General features: G+C 35.4%; 26 protein-coding genes. 19 read left to right on the top strand and 7 right to left on the bottom strand.

Translation table 11 applies throughout. The features are described from left to right. Positions 1–5 precede the first annotated feature (5 nt). The 3 genes from ACPF63_RS13000 to ACPF63_RS12990 all read left to right on the top strand — a co-directional run bounded on the left by ACPF63_RS13000 (position 6) and on the right by ACPF63_RS12990 (position 1,339). Positions 6–383, top strand: coding sequence for a hypothetical protein (locus ACPF63_RS13000; RefSeq protein WP_426480206.1), 378 nt, complete (start codon positions 6–8; stop codon positions 381–383). A gap of 56 nt (positions 384–439) precedes the next feature. Further along, positions 440–577 (top strand): hypothetical protein, encoded by a 138-nt coding sequence (locus ACPF63_RS12995; RefSeq protein WP_426480205.1) that lies wholly within the window; start codon positions 440–442, stop codon positions 575–577. 261 nt (positions 578–838) lie between these two features. Then, complete coding sequence (locus ACPF63_RS12990; RefSeq protein WP_426480204.1) at positions 839–1,339, top strand: hypothetical protein; 501 nt, start codon at positions 839–841, stop codon at positions 1,337–1,339. A gap of 107 nt (positions 1,340–1,446) precedes the next feature. Here the strand turns inward: ACPF63_RS12990 and ACPF63_RS12985 are convergent, their stop codons facing one another. Next, positions 1,447–1,848, bottom strand: a complete 402-nt coding sequence (locus ACPF63_RS12985; protein ID WP_426480203.1) for a nuclear transport factor 2 family protein — start codon at positions 1,846–1,848, stop codon at positions 1,447–1,449. Positions 1,849–2,190: 342 nt separating this feature from the next. On the opposite strand from ACPF63_RS12985, the gene ACPF63_RS12980 reads away from it, so the two are divergent. From ACPF63_RS12980 to ACPF63_RS12970, 3 genes are all read left to right on the top strand, one after another. Continuing rightward, a complete protein-coding gene (locus ACPF63_RS12980) occupies positions 2,191–4,341 on the top strand; it encodes a TonB-dependent siderophore receptor (RefSeq protein WP_426480202.1) in 2,151 nt (716 codons plus the stop codon). Between the two features lie 215 nt (positions 4,342–4,556). After that, positions 4,557–5,831 carry a PepSY-associated TM helix domain-containing protein gene (locus ACPF63_RS12975; protein WP_426480201.1) on the top strand — a complete coding sequence of 425 codons (1,275 nt, stop codon included), beginning with the start codon at positions 4,557–4,559 and terminating at the stop codon, positions 5,829–5,831. Then, on the top strand, positions 5,815–6,867 hold the full coding sequence (locus ACPF63_RS12970; protein ID WP_426480200.1) for an alpha/beta hydrolase: 1,053 nt from the start codon (positions 5,815–5,817) through the stop codon (positions 6,865–6,867). The genes ACPF63_RS12975 and ACPF63_RS12970 overlap by 17 nt, the downstream gene beginning before the upstream one ends. Positions 6,868–7,106: 239 nt before the next feature. Here the strand turns inward: ACPF63_RS12970 and ACPF63_RS12965 are convergent, their stop codons facing one another. Together ACPF63_RS12965 and ACPF63_RS12960 are read right to left on the bottom strand one after the other, a co-directional pair. Next, complete coding sequence (locus ACPF63_RS12965; protein ID WP_426480199.1) at positions 7,107–8,123, bottom strand: hypothetical protein; 1,017 nt, start codon at positions 8,121–8,123, stop codon at positions 7,107–7,109. A 33-nt stretch (positions 8,124–8,156) separates the two neighbouring features. After that, positions 8,157–9,011, bottom strand: coding sequence for a hypothetical protein (locus ACPF63_RS12960; RefSeq protein ID WP_426480198.1), 855 nt, complete (start codon positions 9,009–9,011; stop codon positions 8,157–8,159). Between the two features lie 69 nt (positions 9,012–9,080). On the opposite strand from ACPF63_RS12960, the gene ACPF63_RS12955 reads away from it, so the two are divergent. The 10 genes from ACPF63_RS12955 to ACPF63_RS12910 all read left to right on the top strand — a co-directional run bounded on the left by ACPF63_RS12955 (position 9,081) and on the right by ACPF63_RS12910 (position 15,525). Next, entirely contained in the window at positions 9,081–9,599 is a 519-nt protein-coding gene (locus tag ACPF63_RS12955; RefSeq protein ID WP_180565582.1) for a Crp/Fnr family transcriptional regulator, read from the top strand. A gap of 53 nt (positions 9,600–9,652) precedes the next feature. Beyond that, positions 9,653–10,198 carry a DinB family protein gene (locus ACPF63_RS12950; protein ID WP_426480197.1) on the top strand — a complete coding sequence of 182 codons (546 nt, stop codon included), beginning with the start codon at positions 9,653–9,655 and terminating at the stop codon, positions 10,196–10,198. 39 nt (positions 10,199–10,237) lie between these two features. After that, positions 10,238–10,750: a methylated-DNA--[protein]-cysteine S-methyltransferase gene (locus ACPF63_RS12945; RefSeq protein ID WP_426480196.1), complete on the top strand. Its 513-nt coding sequence runs from the start codon at positions 10,238–10,240 to the stop codon at positions 10,748–10,750. A gap of 95 nt (positions 10,751–10,845) precedes the next feature. Next, the gene (locus ACPF63_RS12940; protein WP_426480195.1) at positions 10,846–11,613 is read left to right on the top strand and encodes an isocitrate lyase/PEP mutase family protein; all 768 of its coding nucleotides are present in this window, start codon (positions 10,846–10,848) and stop codon (positions 11,611–11,613) included. Next, entirely contained in the window at positions 11,610–12,656 is a 1,047-nt protein-coding gene (locus tag ACPF63_RS12935) for a bifunctional transcriptional activator/DNA repair enzyme AdaA (protein ID WP_426480194.1), read from the top strand. The genes ACPF63_RS12940 and ACPF63_RS12935 overlap by 4 nt, the downstream gene beginning before the upstream one ends. A gap of 61 nt (positions 12,657–12,717) precedes the next feature. Beyond that, complete coding sequence (locus tag ACPF63_RS12930; RefSeq protein WP_426480193.1) at positions 12,718–13,323, top strand: CDP-alcohol phosphatidyltransferase family protein; 606 nt, start codon at positions 12,718–12,720, stop codon at positions 13,321–13,323. 128 nt (positions 13,324–13,451) lie between these two features. Further along, positions 13,452–14,054, top strand: a complete 603-nt coding sequence (locus ACPF63_RS12925; RefSeq protein ID WP_077414838.1) for a DUF2911 domain-containing protein — start codon at positions 13,452–13,454, stop codon at positions 14,052–14,054. 3 nt (positions 14,055–14,057) lie between these two features. Beyond that, the gene (locus tag ACPF63_RS12920) at positions 14,058–14,585 is read left to right on the top strand and encodes a GNAT family N-acetyltransferase (RefSeq protein ID WP_180565586.1); all 528 of its coding nucleotides are present in this window, start codon (positions 14,058–14,060) and stop codon (positions 14,583–14,585) included. Then, on the top strand, positions 14,582–14,953 hold the full coding sequence (locus tag ACPF63_RS12915; protein WP_077414834.1) for a cupin domain-containing protein: 372 nt from the start codon (positions 14,582–14,584) through the stop codon (positions 14,951–14,953). Before ACPF63_RS12920 ends, ACPF63_RS12915 begins: the two co-directional genes overlap by 4 nt. A gap of 191 nt (positions 14,954–15,144) precedes the next feature. Then, positions 15,145–15,525: a PEGA domain-containing protein gene (locus ACPF63_RS12910; protein WP_426480192.1), complete on the top strand. Its 381-nt coding sequence runs from the start codon at positions 15,145–15,147 to the stop codon at positions 15,523–15,525. Positions 15,526–15,587: 62 nt separating this feature from the next. On the opposite strand, the gene ACPF63_RS12905 is transcribed toward ACPF63_RS12910, so the two are convergent. The 3 genes from ACPF63_RS12905 to ACPF63_RS12895 form a co-directional block, all read right to left on the bottom strand. Next, positions 15,588–16,331, bottom strand: a complete 744-nt coding sequence (locus tag ACPF63_RS12905; protein WP_426480191.1) for a dienelactone hydrolase family protein — start codon at positions 16,329–16,331, stop codon at positions 15,588–15,590. A 64-nt stretch (positions 16,332–16,395) separates the two neighbouring features. Beyond that, positions 16,396–17,007 carry an HAD family hydrolase gene (locus tag ACPF63_RS12900; protein ID WP_426480190.1) on the bottom strand — a complete coding sequence of 204 codons (612 nt, stop codon included), beginning with the start codon at positions 17,005–17,007 and terminating at the stop codon, positions 16,396–16,398. Positions 17,008–17,145: 138 nt separating this feature from the next. After that, positions 17,146–17,577: a type I restriction enzyme HsdR N-terminal domain-containing protein gene (locus tag ACPF63_RS12895; protein WP_426480189.1), complete on the bottom strand. Its 432-nt coding sequence runs from the start codon at positions 17,575–17,577 to the stop codon at positions 17,146–17,148. Between the two features lie 7 nt (positions 17,578–17,584). On the opposite strand from ACPF63_RS12895, the gene holA reads away from it, so the two are divergent. The 3 genes from holA to ACPF63_RS12880 all read left to right on the top strand — a co-directional run bounded on the left by holA (position 17,585) and on the right by ACPF63_RS12880 (position 20,570). Then, complete coding sequence (gene holA / locus ACPF63_RS12890; protein WP_426480188.1) at positions 17,585–18,622, top strand: DNA polymerase III subunit delta; 1,038 nt, start codon at positions 17,585–17,587, stop codon at positions 18,620–18,622. Positions 18,623–18,887: 265 nt separating this feature from the next. Next, complete coding sequence (trxB, locus tag ACPF63_RS12885) at positions 18,888–19,829, top strand: thioredoxin-disulfide reductase (protein ID WP_077414822.1); 942 nt, start codon at positions 18,888–18,890, stop codon at positions 19,827–19,829. Between the two features lie 363 nt (positions 19,830–20,192). Continuing rightward, positions 20,193–20,570 (top strand): VOC family protein, encoded by a 378-nt coding sequence (locus ACPF63_RS12880; RefSeq protein ID WP_219072476.1) that lies wholly within the window; start codon positions 20,193–20,195, stop codon positions 20,568–20,570. 277 nt (positions 20,571–20,847) lie between these two features. Here ACPF63_RS12880 and ACPF63_RS12875 read toward each other — a convergent pair whose 3' ends face one another. Continuing rightward, on the bottom strand, positions 20,848–21,699 hold the full coding sequence (locus ACPF63_RS12875) for a hypothetical protein (RefSeq protein WP_426480187.1): 852 nt from the start codon (positions 21,697–21,699) through the stop codon (positions 20,848–20,850). Positions 21,700–21,833 lie beyond the last annotated feature (134 nt).

Genomic DNA, 21,833 nt, shown 5'->3' with positions numbered 1-21,833 from the left:
ATTTTATGAAAAAAACATTTTTAGTATTTGTAATAATATTAGTTGTTATGCTTATTATCAATATTAATTTTCCATTAAAGAAACAGGATATCTATGGAAAGTATATTAACAAGAATTTTGATAATCCAGTTTGTTGTGTAGAAGCTCCACATATAGCAGACACTTTAACTTTGTATGAGAATAAAACGTTTGAAAGTAATTTTTACGGCGTTGGAACATATAAATTATGCAATGGGATAAATCCTGAAATAGAACTTTATTATAAAGATTTTGATCAATCAGCAGTCTATAAAACCTATTTTTCAAATGAAGTATTTAAAAATCCAAAAATCATGCTGAATGCAGATCTAAATCATTATTATGAAAAACTTAACAATCAATGAAGAATGGATAAAAAAGCAATAAAAATTTTATTTACTACCATAAAAAGTTCTCAGGATTGTTGGAAATACTAGGCATTATCGGAATTTTACATGATGATACCCATTTTGGGGATGCAGATCAATATGTGACCTATCCGGAAAGAGAGCACAGACTTATCAGAAATGATGATGTTGGTTATCCCGCGAGATGGTAGCAGGGGAAATTTGGAGTTGATCATGAAAAGTGGAAATATTGGTTTGAAAGTAAATAATAGATTGTATGTGGTACAGATCTATATTTGAAAGCAAACTTTCAATATAAAAATCATTCCCAGAATTAATTCACAATAGTTTTTATCGTATAATCTTAAAAGTAGATTATTTTTGCAGAATTATTTATAAATTAGAGCGTTAAAATTCAAGCTGTTATTACTATTTAAAAACTAATAAAAACTTCACCAAATCCAGATATAACCATGGCAGAATATTACGCAAAATCAAGCAATTCTTTATCTTTTGAAGTCACAAAAGAAGAGACATTAATTGGGAAACTTACTTATACAAGCTGGTTTAAATTTAATGCTGTTATTGAAATTGCAAGTGGTCAATCCTATCAGGTGGAACCAAAAGGTTTCTGGGGAACCACTATTGAGTTGAAAGACCATGAAAGAGTCCTTTTAAAATTCAGGATGAACTGGAATGGTGAAATTGTAGTGCAGACTTATTTTGAGGGCGTGAAAAACGGCTATCTCTTTAAACACAGAGGTATCTTTAAAGAATCATTTGTCCTTACAGATCAGGAAGGAGTGGAGCTTATGATCATAAAACCGCATTTAAAATGGGCCTCTCTGAATTATGAATACCAGATTACAACTTCTGACGCCTTTGAATTGTTTCCGGATAAAGAGATTGTCCTGATTAATGCGCTGCATTGTGCCAACTATTACATGTCGATGATGGCATCTGCTGTCATATAGAAAAGATAATTTAATACTTTAAAGTAAATAATTACAAATCACCATAAAAGCGAAAGATTTTTCTTTCGCTTTCAATTTTACATCAATAAAATGGTTAGATATCTTCATTACTTTGATAAAGATTTTGAAACAGCCAGGCTGTCTTCAAGTAATCTGTAACGTATAATTTTATTGTTTTGAATACGCATCTGAATACAGAATAAAGACTCTGCAATATTACCGGTTGCAAGCATTTTCGTTGCAAATTCTCCCGTGATAACAGCATTTTCATGGTCAGTAAAAATATGGTCGATTTTAGCAGAAACGGGTTCTGTATTTTTCCATAATAACTCAAAAAAATCGGATACTTCCTGTTTGTTGCTTCTTACTCCCAGCCATGGTGCTTTTTGTTCATCTCCAGGTATATACCAATCTACCGTGTCAGAAAATAAATTGGTTAACTCTGTTAGATTTCTTCCCGAAAGAAGCTGAAGGAAATCCTGTACGGTTTCTTGAATACTGTTATTCATTTTTCTATAAATTTTAAATTTCCTGAATCATTTCTATAAAAATTATATGTTGGAAAAATAAGTTTAAAAGAGCTTAAACTCATTTTTCCACGGCAAATCCTTTTGGAAAATTCTAATCAATAATGCCATAAATATATAAGATTAGAAGATAAGAAAATTCTAAATCCTATTACCTAAAATGCCATTTCACAGCAGATAATCAATAGCAGATATAAGTTCTTATTTCAATAAATCCTTTGTTGATGGGCTATTTCAAAGCAGTTAATTTTATGATATGTGTCATATTTTTATTTAGAATTAATAAAAATAAAATAATTTTGCAAAACTAACTTAATTATAAACATGAAAAAAACAATTATTTCTGCAGCTCTATTAGCCGTAACAATGTTGAGTGCCCAGGAAACGGATACCATTAAAGTGGCTGAAATCCAGTCCGTATCACTCCAGGGAACCCATAATTACAGAACGAAAAAATCTGAATCTATAGCAAGACTTCCTCTGGAAAACCTTGAAAACCCTACCGTTTACAACCTTGTTCCCAAAGAAATCATCAGTGAAATGGGTGCAATGGACTTCAACACTGCGATGGCTTCTGCTCCAGGTGTTGTGGTAAGCAACAGTGTAAATGACAGCGGGAACGATATTTTTATGAGAGGCTTCAGCTCCAATGCCAGTTTCAGAAACGGACTTACCCAAAACCCAAGAGTACAGTCCGAAATCGCTAATATCGAAAGAGTAGAAGTAATTAAAGGACCGTCCGGAACTTTATTCGGAGGAACCTTAGCCAACTATGGCGGAGTGGTGAATATAGTCACTAAAAAACCACAGGAAAACTTCGGGGGAATTATCAATTATACCACCGGAAGCTGGGGAATGAACAGGATCACGGCTGATGTGAATACCCCTTTGAATAAAGAAAAAACAGCATTGGCAAGATTCAATGTGGCAGCCTATTCTCAGGATTCATTTCAGGATGCGGGTTACAACAAGGGATTGTTCTTTTCCGGAAGTGTTTTATATAAAGTAAGTGACAAAACCACAGTAACACTTGATACCGAATTTCATGCTCCGGATAAAACATTGAATGCCTATGTAAGAAACTCAGAGAAACTGACCTTACATTCAATGAAAGACTTAGAAGTAGCCTATAAAAGAGCGTTTACAAGCAATGATATTGGTTCTAAAAGAACCAATTTTGTGACGATGGCCGAGGTTACCCATAAATTCAACGATCAATGGACCTCGCGAACATCTTACCAAAGAGGTGAAGCCAATGAAAATGAGTCTATCTTTTTAGTGCTTAGATATCTGAATAATAATCAGGTAGAAAGAATGATCCGTCCTTTCGACAGCTTCAAAGTGACTACAGACAATATTCAGCAGAATTTTACAGGAGATTTTAAAATAGGTGGCTTAAGAAACCGACTGGTAGTAGGAATAGATTATTTCCAGCAAAGAACAAAATATCAGTTCCCTTATTATGAAGCTAACGGATACAGCAACGTTTTCATGCCTTATGACAAAGTGAATCTCGACAGTTCTTCAGCATGGGATCCCATTTCAAGAAACAAATTCATGAATAAAGAGAGAAAATCTACAGAATCGGATATTACCACATTCAGAACGATTAGCGGATATATCTCCAATGTTTTGAATATCACAGATAATTTACTTGTAATGGCTAGTTTAAGAGTAGACAGTTACAAAAATGACGATACAGTAATAAATGGTGTAGAGATCTCGACTAAAAACGGATATCCTGAAAATAAAGTTACAGGGTACAGCCAGACCCAGTTTTCACCAAAATTCGGGTTGGTTTATGAAATTGTAAAAGATCAGATCTCATTTTTCGCCAATTATGTGAATGGATTCAAAAACTATGCTCCGTCATTGAATGAAACCGGTGTTTTGACAAAATGGGATCCGGAACAGGGAAATCAGGTTGAAACAGGTTTTAAAGTAGATCTTTTCCATAAAAAATTACTGACGACCGTAAGTTATTATAATATTAATGTTAAAAACAGACTGGTTGCAGATCCGGGCGGAATAGGAAGTATTCAGGATGGCAATATCAAAAGTCAGGGTCTGGAAATAGGCATCATCGCCAATCCTCTCAAAGGATGGAATATTGTTGCCGGATATGGATATAACAATAATAAATATGATGACCGAAGTAAAGACAGCGGAAAAAGAATTGCCTGGACACCAAAACATGTAGCCAATCTGTGGACAAGCTACAAAATTATAGATGGAGCGTATGAGGGGCTTGGTTTCGGAGCCGGATTTAATTTTGTAGACCAAACTTATATTAATATTACCAATCATTTCCTTGCTCCTTCTTATACTACCATAGGTGCTACAATTTTCTATGACAAGAAAAAATACAGAATCGGCCTGAAAATGAATAATGCCCTCAATGAAGCCTATTGGAATTTCTACGGACAGCCACAGAAGCCAAGAGAAATCCTTGCCAATTTTGCATTTAAATTTTAATACCTAAAAACAAAAAATAATCTCAACGAAAATAGAAGGATGAAAACCGCAAAGGTGCAACGCTTTGATTTATAATAACCCAATATTTCTGTGCCCTCGAATATGCTAAAGTAAATGGCAGCAGGAATAACTCTTTTCACTTTACAAACGCCATTATAAATCCTGTTGCGCCTTTGCATTTTCAACCATTATATTTTTGAATGACAAAAACAGATATGGAGAATAAAAAAACTAATCCTAAAAAAAAGCAAGGGAAATCCCTTACGAAAAGGATCACCGGATGGCTGCATCTCTGGCTCGGACTGGTTTCCGGGATCATTGTGCTGACGGTTACTCTTTCGGGAACAGTATTTGTCTTTTGTGACGAAATCATTGATCTGTGCGGCGGAAGCGCCAAATATGTCCAGACTCCGGTGAATGCAAAAAAAATGACTCCCGAAGAATTGCTGGTTCAGTTTCATCAACAGGTTCCGGATAGAAAAGCATTCTATTTTGATACTTATAAAGAGGTAGACCGAAGTTTCAGGGTAGCATCAGCAACTAAGCCGACCAAAGACAAAAATGCAGACAAAGCAGAAAAGGCAAAGCAGAAAGGACGTGGTCCAAGAGGAGTATTTGCCTATCATTACCTTAATCCTTATACTGGGAAAGTCATCGGTTCTACAAAAAGCTATGAATTTTTTTATGTTGTTGCACATATTCACGCTCAGTTGCTTGCAGGAAAGTTCGGGAAAACCGTAGTCGGAATTGCCTCAGTTATATTTTTTATCCAGCTCATCGGAGGGCTGATTCTATGGTGGCCAAAAAAATGGAATAAAACAACAAGAACAACAGCTTTTAAAATCAAATCAGGAACAAAATGGCGCAGGAAAAACTACGATTTTCATAATGTCTTTGGCTTTTATTCATTGCTTCCGGCAGTATTTATTACCATTACAGGACTGATTATGGCCTATGAGGTTTTGACAAATCTTACCCAGCAGGCTTTTGGAGGCGCTGTGGATGCCCATACCATTGCAGAAAAATATGAACCCAAATTTGATCCTGAGAAAAAAGCGTTGTCCTATACTGATTTTGTAGACAAAAAATTCAAGGAATTTCCTGAGGCTAAACAGCTCAGGATGAGTATTCCAAGAAATGATTCAGCAACAGTCTATCACGTGGTTGCAGCTCAGTTTATTGGTTTAAAAAGCCTTGTCAATGGGAAAAGTATGGAAACAAATAAATATACCGGGAATGAGATAGATTATCCCAAAGAAGTTCAGATGCATGAAGTAATTGAGCATATGAATTTTGACCTTCACGTGGGATATTGGGGTGGTATGTTCGGTAAAATATTCACCTTTATTATCGGAATTATCTGTACAAGTCTTCCGGTTACCGGATTCCTGATCTGGTGGGGCAGAAGAAACAAATCACCCAAAAAGAATAAAGAAATTAAAAATATTCATCAACACAGAAAAGATTTACAGCATGAGCAATTGGTTTAAAATTCTATACCTCCCATTATTTTTACTCTTCACATTAGGGAATGGGCAGGAAAAACTGACAATAGGAGAGAAGCAAAATGTATTTTCAAAATTTTTAAACGAAAACAGGGAAATTTGGGTGCATTTGCCTAAAACTTATAGTGACAATACCATCAATGCTGCAAAATATCCGGTCATCTATCTCCTAGACGGAGAAATCAATTTTGAATATTACACCGGATTAACGGATTTCATTGCCAGAACTCCTTATCCAGATATTCCGGAATGTATTGTGGTAGGAATAAAAAATACAGAAAGAACAAGAGATCTTACGCCAACGAAAGCTCAGAAAAAAAGCCCTGTAAATCCAGATGTTATCCTTTTTGCAGACAGTGGCGGAGGTGAAAATTTTGTAAAATTTATGCAGGAAGAGCTGAAACCATTCATTAATAAAAATTACCGGACTCAGGATTATTCTGTATTGGTTGGACATTCTTTCGGAGGATTATTTGCCATCAATACATTCCTTTTACATCCTGATTATTTCAATGCTTATGTGGCGAATGATCCCAGTTTATGGTGGGATAATAAAGTGACCATTTCAAGAACAAAAGAGTATTTGGAAAAGAATAAAAAATTTCCGGTAAAGAAATCTTTGTATGTTTCTCAGGCAGACAATGAAGAACAACAGAAAAACTGGAATTCCGATATGACCCAGGCCATTGAAGAATTTAAAGGAATCATAGAAAAAAACGGATCTTTGAACTATAAACATAGTTTCTTCGAAGGGGAAACCCATGGAACTGTTTCCTATCCCGGAAATTATGAAGCATTAAAATTTATATTTAAAGGCTTCAGAACCGATATAAAACAGTTGTTCAAAAATCCCAAACTGCTGGAGGAAGATTATAAAAAGCTTTCCGAAAAAATAGGAACAGAGTTTACCCCTTCAGAAGCGTACCTGAATGTAGTCATCAAATTCATGAAGAACAATGGATTCAAAGAATCTGAAACTTATTTTACGAATCTGAAAAACAGATATTATTCAAAGAAATAGTGAACTGAAATAAAAAATCCAGTCTGTTAATTAACAGGTTGTATTTTTGATATTAGATAATGTATAAAATAAGTTTTGGCTAAAGCCAATGGATTGTTGACAAATAAAAACGGGCTAAAGCCCGTTCCTATTTAATTTTTCTTATAGATTTTGCTGATTGAGCAAATGTATTCTAAAAACCTATCCACACAGTCTGTCATTCCGTAGGAATCCATGCAGATTTTTTCCAAAAGCTTTTCTTAATGCCTGTTATCACAATTAATTGGAAAATCCTTCTCTTTTTTATCTAAAAAACTAATAGAGGGACAGCCAAAAGACTGGGCAATGAATCCAAAAATCACAGGAGGTTTTCCTTTAAAAAGATGGCCTGTCCATTGGAAAACATTGGCCTCATCGGCATCTATTCCATACAAAGGAAGAAATTCTCCACCATCACTTCCTGCAAGACTAAATGTTTTTTCCGCCACCTTTTCTTTACGATCATTGATGGCTACAAGCTTGCGTTCTGTAATATTTCCTTCTTCAAGATAGTCCTGAAGATAATAAGTTATATTTTCATACTGTGACTGATAGATCTTTCCCTGAGTCAATTTTGAATGACTAAAATATTTTTTTGAAATATCAGTACTGGCTTTTTGCCATTTCACAGCTTTCATTTTATTTTCTACGAATGGATTTTTATTCCCAAAATAAGCGATGGCATTATCGTATTTATCATAGTCTGTTATTTTTCGGTGAGTTTCAACCTGAAAACCAATCATATAAGACTCTGGATCTAATTCTTCACTGTCTGACATATAAGGACTTAAATAAGCAACTGCTTTTAATTGGCTGACAGGTCTTTTTTGAAGCTTATTAGACTGATAATTGTAAATATACAGGGAATCATTTTCAGTGAGATGAATTCCACTAAGCAGTTTCTTTCTGCCTGGAGCATCCAGTTCAAAATGCTGGAGTTCTTCAAAAGACATCTGCTTTTGATTTTTAAGAATATCTGCCGGAATAGGAGGAGTCTCATTAAAAATATCAGAAACAGAAATAAAAAAATCAACGTCAGCATCCTTCTCTGCTGATGAAATGGAAGACAGACTGAAAATATTAAAATTAGTGTAATCTATTTTCTCCTCTGTTTTTGTCGTTTTTACAGAGTCATTAGTCGTTTTTGTTGTGGTAACGGCAGTTTTCTTCTCTTCTTTCTGGCAGCTGGTAACCATCAGTAGAAAAAATAAAGGGGCTGCGGCAGTTTTTATCTTCATTATCTTTTTTGGCATTAAAGTGTTTATTATAATTTAATTCATTTTGTAATAAGGCTCTGAAAAGTATTTGCTTGGTTTTATATAAGCCATTTTTCTCTCAGCATCAAAAATCCAAATGAATCTGCGAAGCATATCGGCCCCGAGATAACTGACATTTTGTGTTTTAAGTTTTCCGGAGAAGAATCCTACTGAAACATCTTTAAAAACACTCTTTCCCAATTTAAAATAAGGAAGAATGGCCTGCTTGGTAGTTAAAGTTTTTCCTTCAGAATTTTTCAGTGTTTTTTCACCGGTTACTTTCAGTTTTTTATCCAGATGTTTTTTCTCTGCAAATTCGTTACTGTACAGAATAGCTCCGGAAAATCCTGACTGCAGTACAAAATAAGCTTCCTGCTGTTGATCTCCATCAATAATATTATCTGCTGCAAGATAAAACCCATCATGATCTAAGATGATATTGACGGGCTGGTAGTCTTTCAGGTCTGGCATTTTATCATACATCACAAATTGGTTGTTATCATAATCGATTTTAAATGCTTTACCATCAAAAATTCCGGTTCCGATTTTTCCATCTGCTTCATGGCCTGTTAACTGATTATCAAAAAAGCGTACATTTTTCTGGTTGATTTGCCCAATATCCACGGTATTATGGTCACTGATTTCTTCTTTGTTGAAAACAATATGATCTGCTTTTCGCTTTCGTTCGGGGGAAATTGAATAATCTTTCATTGCGATCTGGAACATCAGATCCAGAGAATCTTTTTTGTTGACAAGAGTCTTCACAATGATATTATTGTGTTTTGTGATCCGAAAAGGAATGGTTTGCTGGGCTTTCATACCGGAAAATCCAACAGAAAGCAGCATGAAAAAGACTGTTCTTTTGAGCATTATCAGTGATTGGTGTTTTAAAACTTTAAAATTACCTATTATCTTTGGAAAAGCAAATAATAAAATGAAATGGTTGAAAAGTTACTTCAAAGCGGAATCCATTGGGAAAAGAAAGAATTCAAAAGAAATGAGTTCCTGAAGATTTCGGGCAGTACAGATACCTCTATTTATTTTATTGAAAACGGAAGTGTCCGGATTTTTATGATGGATGAAAATGAAGAAAGAATCATTCGTTTCGGATACACCGGAAATATTATTGTCAGCCTGGATTCCTTCTTATCAGGAAAACCGTCTGACCTTTACATTCAGGCGATTAAAAGAACAACAGTAAGAACAGCCTCAAAAAAGGATTTTTATAATTTTATACAATCCAATGAAGAACACCTGAAATTTTGGATGGATATTCTGGAAGATCTGATATTGCAGCAGCTCGAAAGGGAAAAAGATTTACTCATCAATGCTCCGGGAGAACGCTTTGAGAGAGTTTTGAAACGAAGCCCGAAGCTGTTTCAGGAAGTTCCCAATAAATACATAGCTAATTATCTGAGGATGTCACCTGAAACTTTATCAAGGCTTAAAAAATCTTGAGTTCAGTCAAGATTTAAGAATGATCTGTTCATGATATTTGCATAAAAAACGTAATGAAAATTTTAGCTTCAGCACTATTAGATGAATTAAAAGAAATAACCCGCCAGCATTTACAATACGCACAGATACTCACACAAAAAACAGAGGAGGAGCTGAACTTCAGACCTTCAACAGACAACTGGAGTACATTGGAATGTCTGGAACATCTCAATCGCTATGGAGATTTTTATATTCCTGAAATCAGCCGCAATATTTCTTCTGCAGGGAAGTCTCTCCAACCTTATTTTAGGCCTGGAATTCTAGGGAACTATTTTGCTAAAAGTATGATTCCTAAAGAGAAAATGAATAAGATGAAAACATTTAAAACAATGAATCCTATCCACAGCCAGATAAATAAAGGGGTAATAGATACCTTCATAAAACAGCAGGAAAAATTACTTGAATTATTGGAAGATGCCCGGCAGACGGATCTGGAAAAGGTAAAGACTAATATAAGCATTTCAAAGCTGATCAAGCTGAAGCTGGGGGATACCTTCCGGTTTGTTATTTACCATAATTTAAGGCATATTGAACAGATAAAAAGAATTTTACCTCATTAAAAAGAAGTTATGATTTCCAAAAAGCTTAATTTTAAACTAATGGAAATTATACACCAAAAAAACATATCAACTCCACTGGGAGAAATGATCGCTTGTGCCATAGACCAGGGAATCTGCCTGCTTGAATTTACAGATCGGAAAAATATTGAAAAACAGCTGAAGGCTTTGTCAAAGGTTTTGAAAGCTGAGATTGTAGAGAAAGAACATCCTCATTTCAGGCAGCTGGAAGAAGAACTGAAAGAATATTTTGAAGGAATAAGGACCCATTTTGAAGTTCCATTATTTACCACAGGAACAGAGTTTCAGGAAAAAGTCTGGCAGCTTCTCCGTGAAATTCCGATGGGAGAAATCAGAACGTATAAGCAGCAGTCAGAAAGACTAGGAAATCCCAAGGCAATACGTGCCGTAGGAACAGCCAATGGGATTAACAAAATTGCCATTTTAATCCCCTGCCATCGAGTGATAGGCTCCAACGGAGAATTGGTGGGGTATGCCGGAGGAATCTGGAGAAAACAAAAATTACTGGAACTGGAAAAGGTTATTTTATTTTAAATCTGAACTTTACTTTAAAGACTATTAAAAAAATAGATGTTCATTTTTCGGTTGTATAGCGCTCGATAATCTTTCTACTTTTGAATAAAAAAAGAATGATCAGTTTTAAACAATTACATCAAAGTGAAGAACCATTGCTATTGGGTAATGTATGGAATGTAGAAAGTGCAAAGGTATACGAAAAACTTGGGTACAAAGCATTGGCAACATCGAGCTCGGCAGTGGCACTTAGTTTAGGGTATGAAGACGGAGAGCAGATGACCTTCGAAGAATATTTTTATATAATTACAAGGATTAAAGAATCTGTATCAATTCCTTTATCCGTAGATCTGGAATCTGGATATGGCAGTGAAAATGATACGGTTGTGTCTAATATTCTGCAGCTTATTGAAACAGGAGTATCGGGAATCAATATCGAAGATACTTATGTAGCTGGCGGAATAAGAAAGCTTACAGACAGAAAATTTTTCTATGAAAAGCTGAAAGATATTTTCATAAAACTGGGAAAAAGCAGAGAGAAAGTGTTCATCAATATCAGAACAGATGCTTTTTTATTGAATATTGAAAATAAGCTGGAAGAGACCTTAGAGAGAATTAAACTATTTGAAGAACTTAAAGCTGACGGAGTTTTCATTCCCTGCGTGACTTCTGAAAATGATATCAAAACCATTACTGAAGCCACGTCTCTTCCTGTGAATGTTATGGGAGTATCAGATTTACCTGATTTTGATACGCTTAAAGAATTAGGTGTAAAAAGAATTACTTCAGGTGCTTTTATGTACAGACATATTTACAAAGAACTTGAAAAGGTAAGTCAGGTGATAAGACAAGAAAGAAGTTTTTCAAAATTACTCATTGAATGATGGAACTCACAGGAAAAATAATGTATGAGGCTTCTTATACCAAAGATTCTTCATTTGAGGGGATATTCTGGATGGGAGTAAAGACCACAGGAATATTCTGCAGACCAACCTGTACAGCACGAAAACCCAAATTTGAGAATGTGGAATTTTTTTCCAATACCAAAGATGCAATGTTGAAAGGATATCGTCCCTGTAAAGTATGCAGACCTTTGGAGAATCTAAATGCAACCCCATTCTATATTAAAGAGTTGCTGAAAGAAATTGCTGAAGATCCCACATTAAAACTTAAAGATTATGACCTTGTAAAAAGAGGATTGGAGCCGGCTACAGTTCGCAGATGGTTTCTGAAACACCATGGCATAACGTTTCACGCTTTTCAAAGAATGTCAAAGCTCAATACAGCATTTAAAAAGCTCCAGCAGGGTGAATCGGTTACAGAGGTGGCATTTGATACAGGATATGAAAGTCTCAGCGGTTTTAATGAGAGTTTTAAAAATATTTTTGGAGTATCTCCTAAAAATAATACTACGGAAAAGATCATTGATTTGAAGAGAATTGAAACCATACTGGGAACTATGATCGCCTGTGCTGATGAAAATGGAATCTGTCTGCTGGAATTTTCTGATAGGAAAGCACTCCCTACAGAACTGAAAAGTATTTCAGCATATTGTAAAGCGAATATTATACAAGGAGAGAATCCTCACTTTGAGACCTTGGAACAAGAACTTTCAGAATATTTTGAAGGAACAAGAACACAATTTACGGTTTCTCTTTCTCCGGTAGGAACAGCTTTTCAAAAAGAAGTCTGGAATATTCTTCAGGAAATTCCTTACGGAGCAACAAGAAGCTATCAGGAACAGGCTGATATACTGGGAAATCCTAAATCAGTGAGAGCAGTAGCCAATGCGAACGGCTTAAACAAAATATCTATTATAATACCCTGTCACCGTGTGATCGGAAGCAACAGACAGTTAACGGGATATGGCGGAGGAATCTGGAGGAAACAAAAATTATTGGAGCTTGAGAAGGCTATTTTATTTTAAAAGTCTTCAAAAGAATTTGTGGCATAGAATTTATTCATTAGAATACTATTTTATCATTTTTATGACATCAAAAATTCCGACTATTTTAATTTTTTCCAGACTTATTATTGGATTTATAATCATTTCTTTAAGCCTTATTAAAATAGAAAATTATAAGATCATTATTGTTATTCTTTTATCTTTAGGGTTATTAACCGATATTTTTGATGGAATGATCGCCCGGTATCTGAATGTTTCAACTCAAAAGCTCAGACGTCTGGATTCTGCTGTTGATCAGGTTTTTTTCATCTCAGTAGGAGTTTCTGCTTATATACAATGCCCTGAGTTTTTCAAAACAAATGCCTATAAAATAATAATTCTTGCAGGAGCTGAAGTTCTGATCTATCTGGTGAGCTTTTTGAAATTCCGAAAAGAAGTGGCTACACACTCTATTGGTGCCAAGATCTGGACTTTACTGCTTTTTGGAACACTGATCCAGGTTATTTTACAATGTCAGTCAGTTATTTTATTTAATCTTTGCTTCTGGATTGGACTCCTTACGAGAGCAGAAATTATTGCTATTCTTGTACTACTGAAAACATGGACCAATGATGTACCTTCCGTTTATCATGCGATCAGGCTCAGAAAAGGAAAAGCAATTAAAAGAAGTAAAATCTTCAATGGCTAAGGGAGATTTAAAAAAAGAATTTGGCTGGAGTAAAATGTTAATAGAAAAATATCGGGAAAACAAAAATTAGTGGAGTTGGGAAAGGCTATTTTGTTTTGATTTTTGTAATTTTAAGCAAAAATTTACACGTGAAAAAGTTACTAGCAGCAGTTTGCATTTCAGTTTCAGCATTCAGTTTTGCTCAGGATTATTCTGTACCGGCAGCAAGTCCGCGTCAGAAGGTGGAGCAGCAGTTTTCAATGTCCAAAATCTCTATCGACTACGGAAGACCGGGAGTGAAAGGACGTAAGATTTTTGGAGAATTGGTTCCTTATGGCCAGGTTTGGAGAGCAGGAGCGAACTCGTCTACGAAAATTACTTTCGGACAAGCCGTTAATTTCGGTGGAAAAACAGTGCCTGCAGGAACCTATGGATTATTCATTGTTCCTACAGAAAAAGAATGGAAAGTGATCCTGAATAAAGATTTCCAGCAGTGGGGAGCTTATACTTACGATCCTAAACAGGATGTAGTAGATGTTACCGTGCCAGTGAATAAACTGACAGACAAACAGGAGTGGTTTGAAATCACCCTGAATCCTACAGATGAAAACACAGGAAACTTAGTAATCAAATGGGATATGGCTCAGGCAGAAGTTCCTTTGAAGCCATCAAAATTAGATACTGTGATCAAGATTTCTGACAAATTGAAAGAAATCAAAAAAATAGAATCAGATTCTACTAAAAAGAGCTAAATAATGAATTTTTCTGTTCAGCCTGTTTTAGAGAATGAAGAATTTCAACTGATCCCCTTACAGCAAGGGGATTTTGAATCTTTATATGAAGTAGCTTCCGATCCTAAAGTCTGGGAACAACACCCCAACAAAGACCGTTATAAGAAAGAGGTTTTTGAAAATTTTTTTACAGGAGCTATGGAGAGTAAAGGTGCTTTCAAAATTATTGAGAAAGCAACCGGAGATGTATTGGGAAGTAGCCGTTATTATGATTTTGATGAAGAAGATAATCATATTTTCATCGGGTATACTTTCTATGGAACAAAATCATGGGGAAAAGGAATCAATCCTAAGGTCAAAAAACTGATGCTTGATTATATCTTCCAGTTTGTAGATAAGGTTCATTTTCATATCGGAAAAGAAAATTTCCGTTCACAGACAGCTTTGGAAAGACTTGGAGGACAAAAAATTGCTGAGGAAGAAGTTGCTTATTTTGCAGAACCTACAAGAACCAATTTTGTATATGAAATCACAAAAGAAGCCTGGGTATGAAAAAATATAAAATTCAACACTCACCATTTGTAGTCCCAACTACGGACGGGAAACTGATAGAAGAACATTGGGGAAATTCTACCGGAAATTCTAATGTTTCTATTGCACATATGATAGCACCTCCGGACTGGAGTGAGCCCCATCAGACCCCTGAATTTGATGAATTTACTTATATTATTTCAGGGAAAAAACAATTTGAAATTGATGGAGAAACTGTTACTCTGGAAAAAGGACAGAGTATTCTTATTGAAAAAGGAGCGAGAATCCGTTACAGCAACCCGTTTTCAGAACCTTGTGAATACCTTGCCATCTGTCTGCCTGCATTTTCTATGGAGTTGGTCAACAGAGAAGAGGAAGGAGTAGATTAAGAAAATTTTTCAAATAAAAAAAAGGCAAATCTGAGGATTTGCTTTTTTTATTTGAATATTAAATTAGAGTTATTTTCTTGAAATGCCTATGAATTCTATGTTTTATTAAATATTTTTTTCGAAATTGATATTGGATTTTTTAAATTATTTTGTAAGTTCGCGGACTTAAAAAAATGAACTAATTAAAATCTATGAAAAACAAATTATCAATTGTACTATTACTAGGGATTACACTTTCTACTACTTCATGCGCAACTATTTTTACAGGAACTCAGGATTCAATAGCTTTTTCTTCAAATCCTGAAGGGGCAAAAGTGTTTCACAAAGGAATAGAAAAATGTACAACACCTTGTACTGCTAAAATTCCAAGAGCTTTGGGTAAGCAGATGGTAGCATTTGAAAAAGAAGGATTTGAGAAGAAAGAAGTGAAGCTGACTAAGAACTTTAATGCAGTAACTTTACTTAATATTATTCTGGGTGGTGCAATAGGAGTTGGTATTGATGCAGCCACGGGTTCCCTGACCAAATATTCTCCAAAAAAATATGATGTTGAGCTGGAAGCTAAACCATAATTGGATAAAAATATAAAAGGAAAAAGGCAAATTTGCAGTTAGCAGATTTGCCTTTTTTATGTTTACTTCAAAATCTCTTTCAGGAACATCAGGGTGTGGTTCCATGCTCTTTTCGCCATGGTTTCATTATAATCCGGTGATTTTGGATCTGTGAAAGTATGTTTTGAGTGGGCATATGTGATAATTTGCCAGTCGGCATTTCCTTCATTCATCTCTTTGATGAGGTTATTGTAATCATCTGGAGTTACACCTCTGTCATCAGCTGGATTTTCAACCAGTATTTTAGCAGTTAATACTTCATTTTTTCTGTTCTGATCTCTCCCCAGACTTCCATGGATAGAAACTACTCCTGCAACAGGCAGATGTCCTCTGGCTGATTCTAATGCTCCGGTACCACCAAAACAATAGCCAATAACAGCTGTTTTGTCAGAAATTGCTCCGTTTTTCTTCAGCTGTTCCAAAGCCAGCGAAATTCTTTTCTGATATTCGTTATAATTCTGTTTGTAGTATCCTGAACTTTTAGCAGCAGATTCATTGTCTGCAGGAATTTTTCCTTCACCATAAATATCAGCGATAAAAGCGATGTAACCTTGCTTTTCTAGTTCAAGAGCGGCTGTTTTAGCTTCTTCATCAATCCCTTTCCAGGCTGGGAGAATAAGAACTCCCGGAAGTTTCTTTCCTGTATTGGAAGTGATAAGACCATTCAGTTTCTGTGCTCCGTCCTGATAGGAAACTGTTTTAAGTTTCTGACTGAAAAGGGTTCCTGAAGCCATAATCATTGTGGTTAATAAGATGGAACGTATCATAATTAATTATTTGTGAATTAGTGAATTGTAAAAACAGATTAAAATTAAGAAAATATTTAAATGATTAAACGTCAATTCCAAATTTCTTCAATTCCTTTGTTAAATTGGTATCCGGAAAAACCTGAACAGTAATGAATCCCAGTGACTGTGCCATTTCAATATTCTTTGCATTATCATCAATGAAAACTGATTCTTCAGCCTTGATATTGTATCTGTCTAACAGAACATGCCATATTTTAGGATCAGGTTTGATTAGTTTTTCTGTTCCGGAAACAACAATTTTGCCCTCAAAAATCTGAAAGAAGTCATAGTTTTCCAATGCGTAAGGAAAGGTTTCTTCAGACCAGTTGGTGAGCCCGAACAGGTGATAATCCGTGTTTTTCAGTTTTCTCAGCACTTCTACATTTTGTGGAATATCGCTTTTCAGCATTACTGTCCAGTTGTCATAGAAAGCGCGGATTTCTTTTTCCCATTCCGGGAATTTTTTCACCTGAATTTCTGTTCCTTCGGTAAGGCTTCTTCCTCTGTCCTGTTCTACATTCCATTCATCCTGTGCGATATGTTCCAGGAAGAATTCCATTTTTTCATTATCGTTAAAATAATCTTTGAAAAAATATCTCGGATTCCAGTCCATAAGTACACCTCCGAAATCGAATATAATGTTTTTTATTTTCATAATGTTTAATATTGTTGTGAAGTAGTAGTATTTTTGTGAACCACCCCGTCAAAAATTCTTTGAATTTTCGCCACCCCTCCAAAGGATGGGAATTCTTTACCGTTCCAATCAATATTGGTAAACGGAAATGATTTTGTGCTATTCCGGTCTGTAAAACTGATACTGTCCATCCTTATAATAAGCATTGATATGCTGAAGACCATTGGTAAGAATAATTTCTCTGGCTCCGATAATGGAATTGTATCTGGCGGTCTGCTCAAATGTCTTTTCCGTTAATTTGATTTGCGGCGCTTTACATTCAATCAGGATTACAGGTTCTGTCTTCTCGGTCACCAGAAGGTCAATACGTTTGGTCAATCCATTCAGGACTATCTTTTTTTCGGTGATCAGGGCTGAGGTAGAATAGGACTTTACAGTAAGGTAATAATGTATCCAGTGCTGTCTTACCCATTCCTCAGGAGTGAGTAGAAGATAAGTTTTACGAACCAAATCATAAATAAAAAACTTATCTTTGTCTTTCTTGAATTTAAAATCAAAAGTTTCCTGAAAATTCAGTTTTGGAAGTTCCATTAATAAGATGAAAGAATTAGATTTAATCCTCAAAAATATTAAAAATAAAGAAGTTTTACCTATTTATTTTTTCCACGGAGAAGAAGCTTACTTTATTGATGTCGCTGTGAAAGCCCTTGAACATAACTTTTTGGAAGAAGATGAGAAAGCTTTCAACCAAACGGTTACCTACGGAAAAGATACTTCTTATCAGGAAGTCCTTTCTCTGGCAAGACAGTTTCCAATGATGGGAGACAAGCAGGTGATTATCGTGAAAGAAGCTCAGGATTTGCGATTCAATGAAGAGGAAAACAGAATTTTAGAATCTTATGTAGAAAACCCTGTTCCTTCTACCGTATTGGTTTTTGCACATAAACACAAGAAACTGGACAGCCGGAAAAAGGCTGCTAAAGCTCTGGATAAAGCCAAAGCTCTTTTTCTGAGTGAATCTGTAAAAGAAAGCAATCTTCCTAAATGGATTTCAGATGAATGTGCGAAATTTAAAATCAATACAGCACCCAATATTTCCCATCTTCTGGCAGAATATCTGGGTAATGACCTGTCAAGAATTGTCAATGAACTCAACAAATTAAAGATCATTCTTAAAGAAGGAGAAATCCTTGACGGAACGATTGTTGAAAACCATATCGGAATCAGTAAAGAATATAACATTTTTGAACTTCAAAAAGCGTTGGGAACCAAAAATGCGAATGCTGCTTTTAAAATTGCCCATTTTATGGGAAAGAACCCGAAAAACAATCCTTTTGTAATGATGCTGGCAAGCCTTTACAATTACTTTTCAAACGTTATTATCTATCAAACGATGGCTGGGCAGTCTCCACAGACCATTGCTTCCCAAATGGGCGTAAATCCTTACTTCATCAAAGATTATGCAGAAAGTGCGAGACTTTATCCTTTGAAACACGCCACAAGAGTCATTTCTATTCTCCGTGAGTTTGATATGAAAGGTAAGGGACTTGGAGCAGTGAATATGGGAGAGACGGAACTCATCAGAGAGCTGGTATATAAGATTATCAATGTAGATAAAATTAAGATGAAGGTGTGAGACGGGATGCGAGTTTCGTGATTCGAGATAGCGAGATGAGTTTGCGATACTTGATGTGGGTATGAAAACAAAAGTTTTAATTTTTATATTAAAGACCAAATCCTGTAACCCAACCCCAGAACTCTAATCTACTCTATAACAATTACTATCGAAATTCAACATATCAGATATTGACAAGTATCATTAAAATAACTTTAAGGAGAAATTAAAAATTCCGAAATTAGCAGTCTTAATTCAAATTAAATCTTTTCGAACAAAGTAAATTATGGAGCAAAACATTTTAGATTGTGTGATCGTTGGATCTGGGCCTTCTGGCTTCACCGCTGCTATCTATGCAGCAAGAGCAGACCTTAAACCTGAATTGTATACAGGTTTGGAGCCAGGCGGACAATTAACTACAACCACAGAAGTGGATAACTTTCCAGGGTATCCAGCTGGGATTACAGGTCCTGAAATGATGATGGATCTGCAAAAACAGGCAGAAAGATTTGATACCAAAGTTCATTATGAAATGATCACTAAAGCTGAATTCTCTAAGGAAGTTGGCGGTGTTCACAAATTATATGCAGGAAACAAAGAGATCCTTGCCAAAACAGTAATTATCTCTACTGGCGCTACAGCAAAATATTTAGGTCTTGATGATGAGAAAAAATATGCAGGAGGTGGAGTTTCTGCTTGTGCTACGTGTGACGGATTCTTCTACAGAGGAAAAGATGTAGTAGTAGTAGGAGCAGGAGATACAGCAGCTGAAGAGGCTACTTACCTTGCCAAATTATGTAAGAAAGTAACATTACTGGTAAGAAAAGACGTTTTCAGAGCTTCAAAAGCAATGGTTCACAGAGTGGAAAGTACTCCGAATATCGAAGTGAAATTTCACCATGAATTAATCGGGATTGAAGGAGAAAATAGTTTGGTAGAAAGAGCAGTGATCATCAATAACCAGACTCAGGAGAAATCTACAGTAGAGGTTGAAGGAATCTTTATCGCGATCGGTCACAAGCCAAATACTGATATTTTCGCAGGTCAGATAGATCTTGATGAGAATGGATATATCTTAACAGAAAAAGGTTCTACAAGAACAAATCTTCCGGGAGTATTTGCGGCTGGAGATGTTCAGGATCATATCTACAGACAGGCTATTACAGCTGCAGGAAGCGGATGTATGTCCGCCATGGATGCTGAAAAATATTTAGCTGAATTACACTAATAGTATTCAGTGTATACAATACAAAGCGTGCCCGATGGGTGCGCTTTTTTGTTATAATTTTTCCTGAAATAATATGATGTTTTCAAATTTTTTGAACCATTAAGGAAATTGAAGCTGTGAAGGAAAGTTAAGGAAACATCAAAGATGCTTTAAGAGCACACTGTTTCACCTTAATATTCTTAAATATTTAATTTTTCTTAATGGTTTAAGATACTATGTGTTTCAATTTCGAACATGGCTCTCATCAAATATTCAATGAAAATTCATGAAATATCTAATGAAAACATTAATATATTTGTGAAATTGCAAAACGATTACAAATTGCATGTAAGAAACTATAAACTGAACAAAAACGGATAAAAAATGAAAAGAGTAACTGCTATCGGAGGCATCTTCTTTAAGTGTAAAGACCCGGAACAAGTAAATGAATGGTACAAAACCCATCTCGGATTACCAACCAGTCCATATGGTGCCAAATTCGACTGGAAAGACGAAGAATCTGATAAGAAAGGATATACACTATGGAGCCCTTTTAAAGAGTCTACCCAATATTTTGAACCTTCATCAAAAGAATTCATGATCAATTACCATGTAGAGAATATCGAAGCATTGGTAAAGGAACTAAAGAAAGAAGGTGTAACTGTCCTGGATGAGGTCGCTACATATGAATATGGAAAGTTTGTACACATTCTTGATCCGGAAGGAAATAAAATAGAATTATTCGAACCTGCTGGAGAGTAAAAGGTGGAGGATGTTTGTCATTCAGAGCGGAACAAAGTGAAGCGTGGAATCTAAAGTATTTTAAAAAAGCTGAGATTACTGTGAAATGACAAACAATACAACTTAAGACACAATCATTTCCCGCCCTTGGAGGGGTGGCGAGAATTCAAAGAATTTTTGACGGGGTGGTTTCCCCCACACTCAAGCCTTTCCAAATTGTCATTCTGACGAAGGAAAAATCTCAAACTTTAAGATTCTCTTTCGTCAGAACGACAGTTTTACAATATTGCCTTAATTCTTAATCCAAAATATAAATCTTTTTCTCCTTAAGGTTGAATCCCAGTTTTTTACCCAGCCAGTTGATACTTGTTTTACCTTCATAAATAAGACCTTCCACAAAAGAGACTTTAGGTTTTTCAACAGTAGCAAAAGGAGTAGAAATAGAGCCAATATCACCGATATAAAACTTGGTCGTCAGATCGGGATTAAACTCACTTTTCTTTTCCATCATCTGAAGTGTTTCTTTTTTGATGCCCAGTGTATTCGCCAGGTGTTCACTCAGCCAGAAAGAATCTTTGCCAGAACCGGAATCCAGAAGAACATTAATCTTATATTTATTGTTCAGGAGCACGTAAGTGGTAATATCCATAGACTGGTCAGCATTGGTAGACAGCTGGATATCCATTACTTTCTTACTGGCCAGCTTTTCTTTTGGAAATATAAGCTCATTCGTAGTATAATCGATGATAAACTCTGTGTCATAGAGCATTGGAAGGGAAATCAAACCATCAATTCCTTTGATCTCCATATCATGAGTGGAGTACCAGGTATCCTTAAATTTCTTACCATTAAAAATAATCTCTTTCGATTTGAAAAGAGGAATAGTCATTTTTTCACCAGTAGCCCGGAAAGCCGTCAGATAATTATAAGTCTCTTTTTGACCAAGTTGTTTGGAAAAATTTCCCAGAAAAAGATTGATTCCTCCGCCGGTATCAAAGATGAAATTTCCCTTTTTACCATCTATTTCAGCTCCTACAATCAGGTGGCCGGAGGGAAGGACAGATATAGGCATTTTCTGAGCAAAAGCCATAGAGGAAATAGCTAGTGAGGCAGTAACAATAGTGTTTTTGATAAAAGATTGAGTAAACATTTGAAAGATATTGTTATTAGTTTTTAATATTCTGATGAATCCTTACAAATATAAATTATAAAATGTAAAATTGAGTACAGGATGTCGGATAGTTTTATGATTCATGATCTTTTACAATATTTTTGAATCATTTC

This window comes from Chryseobacterium sp. R2ACT005 (genome assembly GCF_049949215.1).
GTDB lineage: Bacteria > Bacteroidota > Bacteroidia > Flavobacteriales > Weeksellaceae > Chryseobacterium.
The sequence above is the reverse complement of the archived record's forward strand: the minus strand, read 5'-3'. Positions and strand labels throughout refer to the sequence as shown.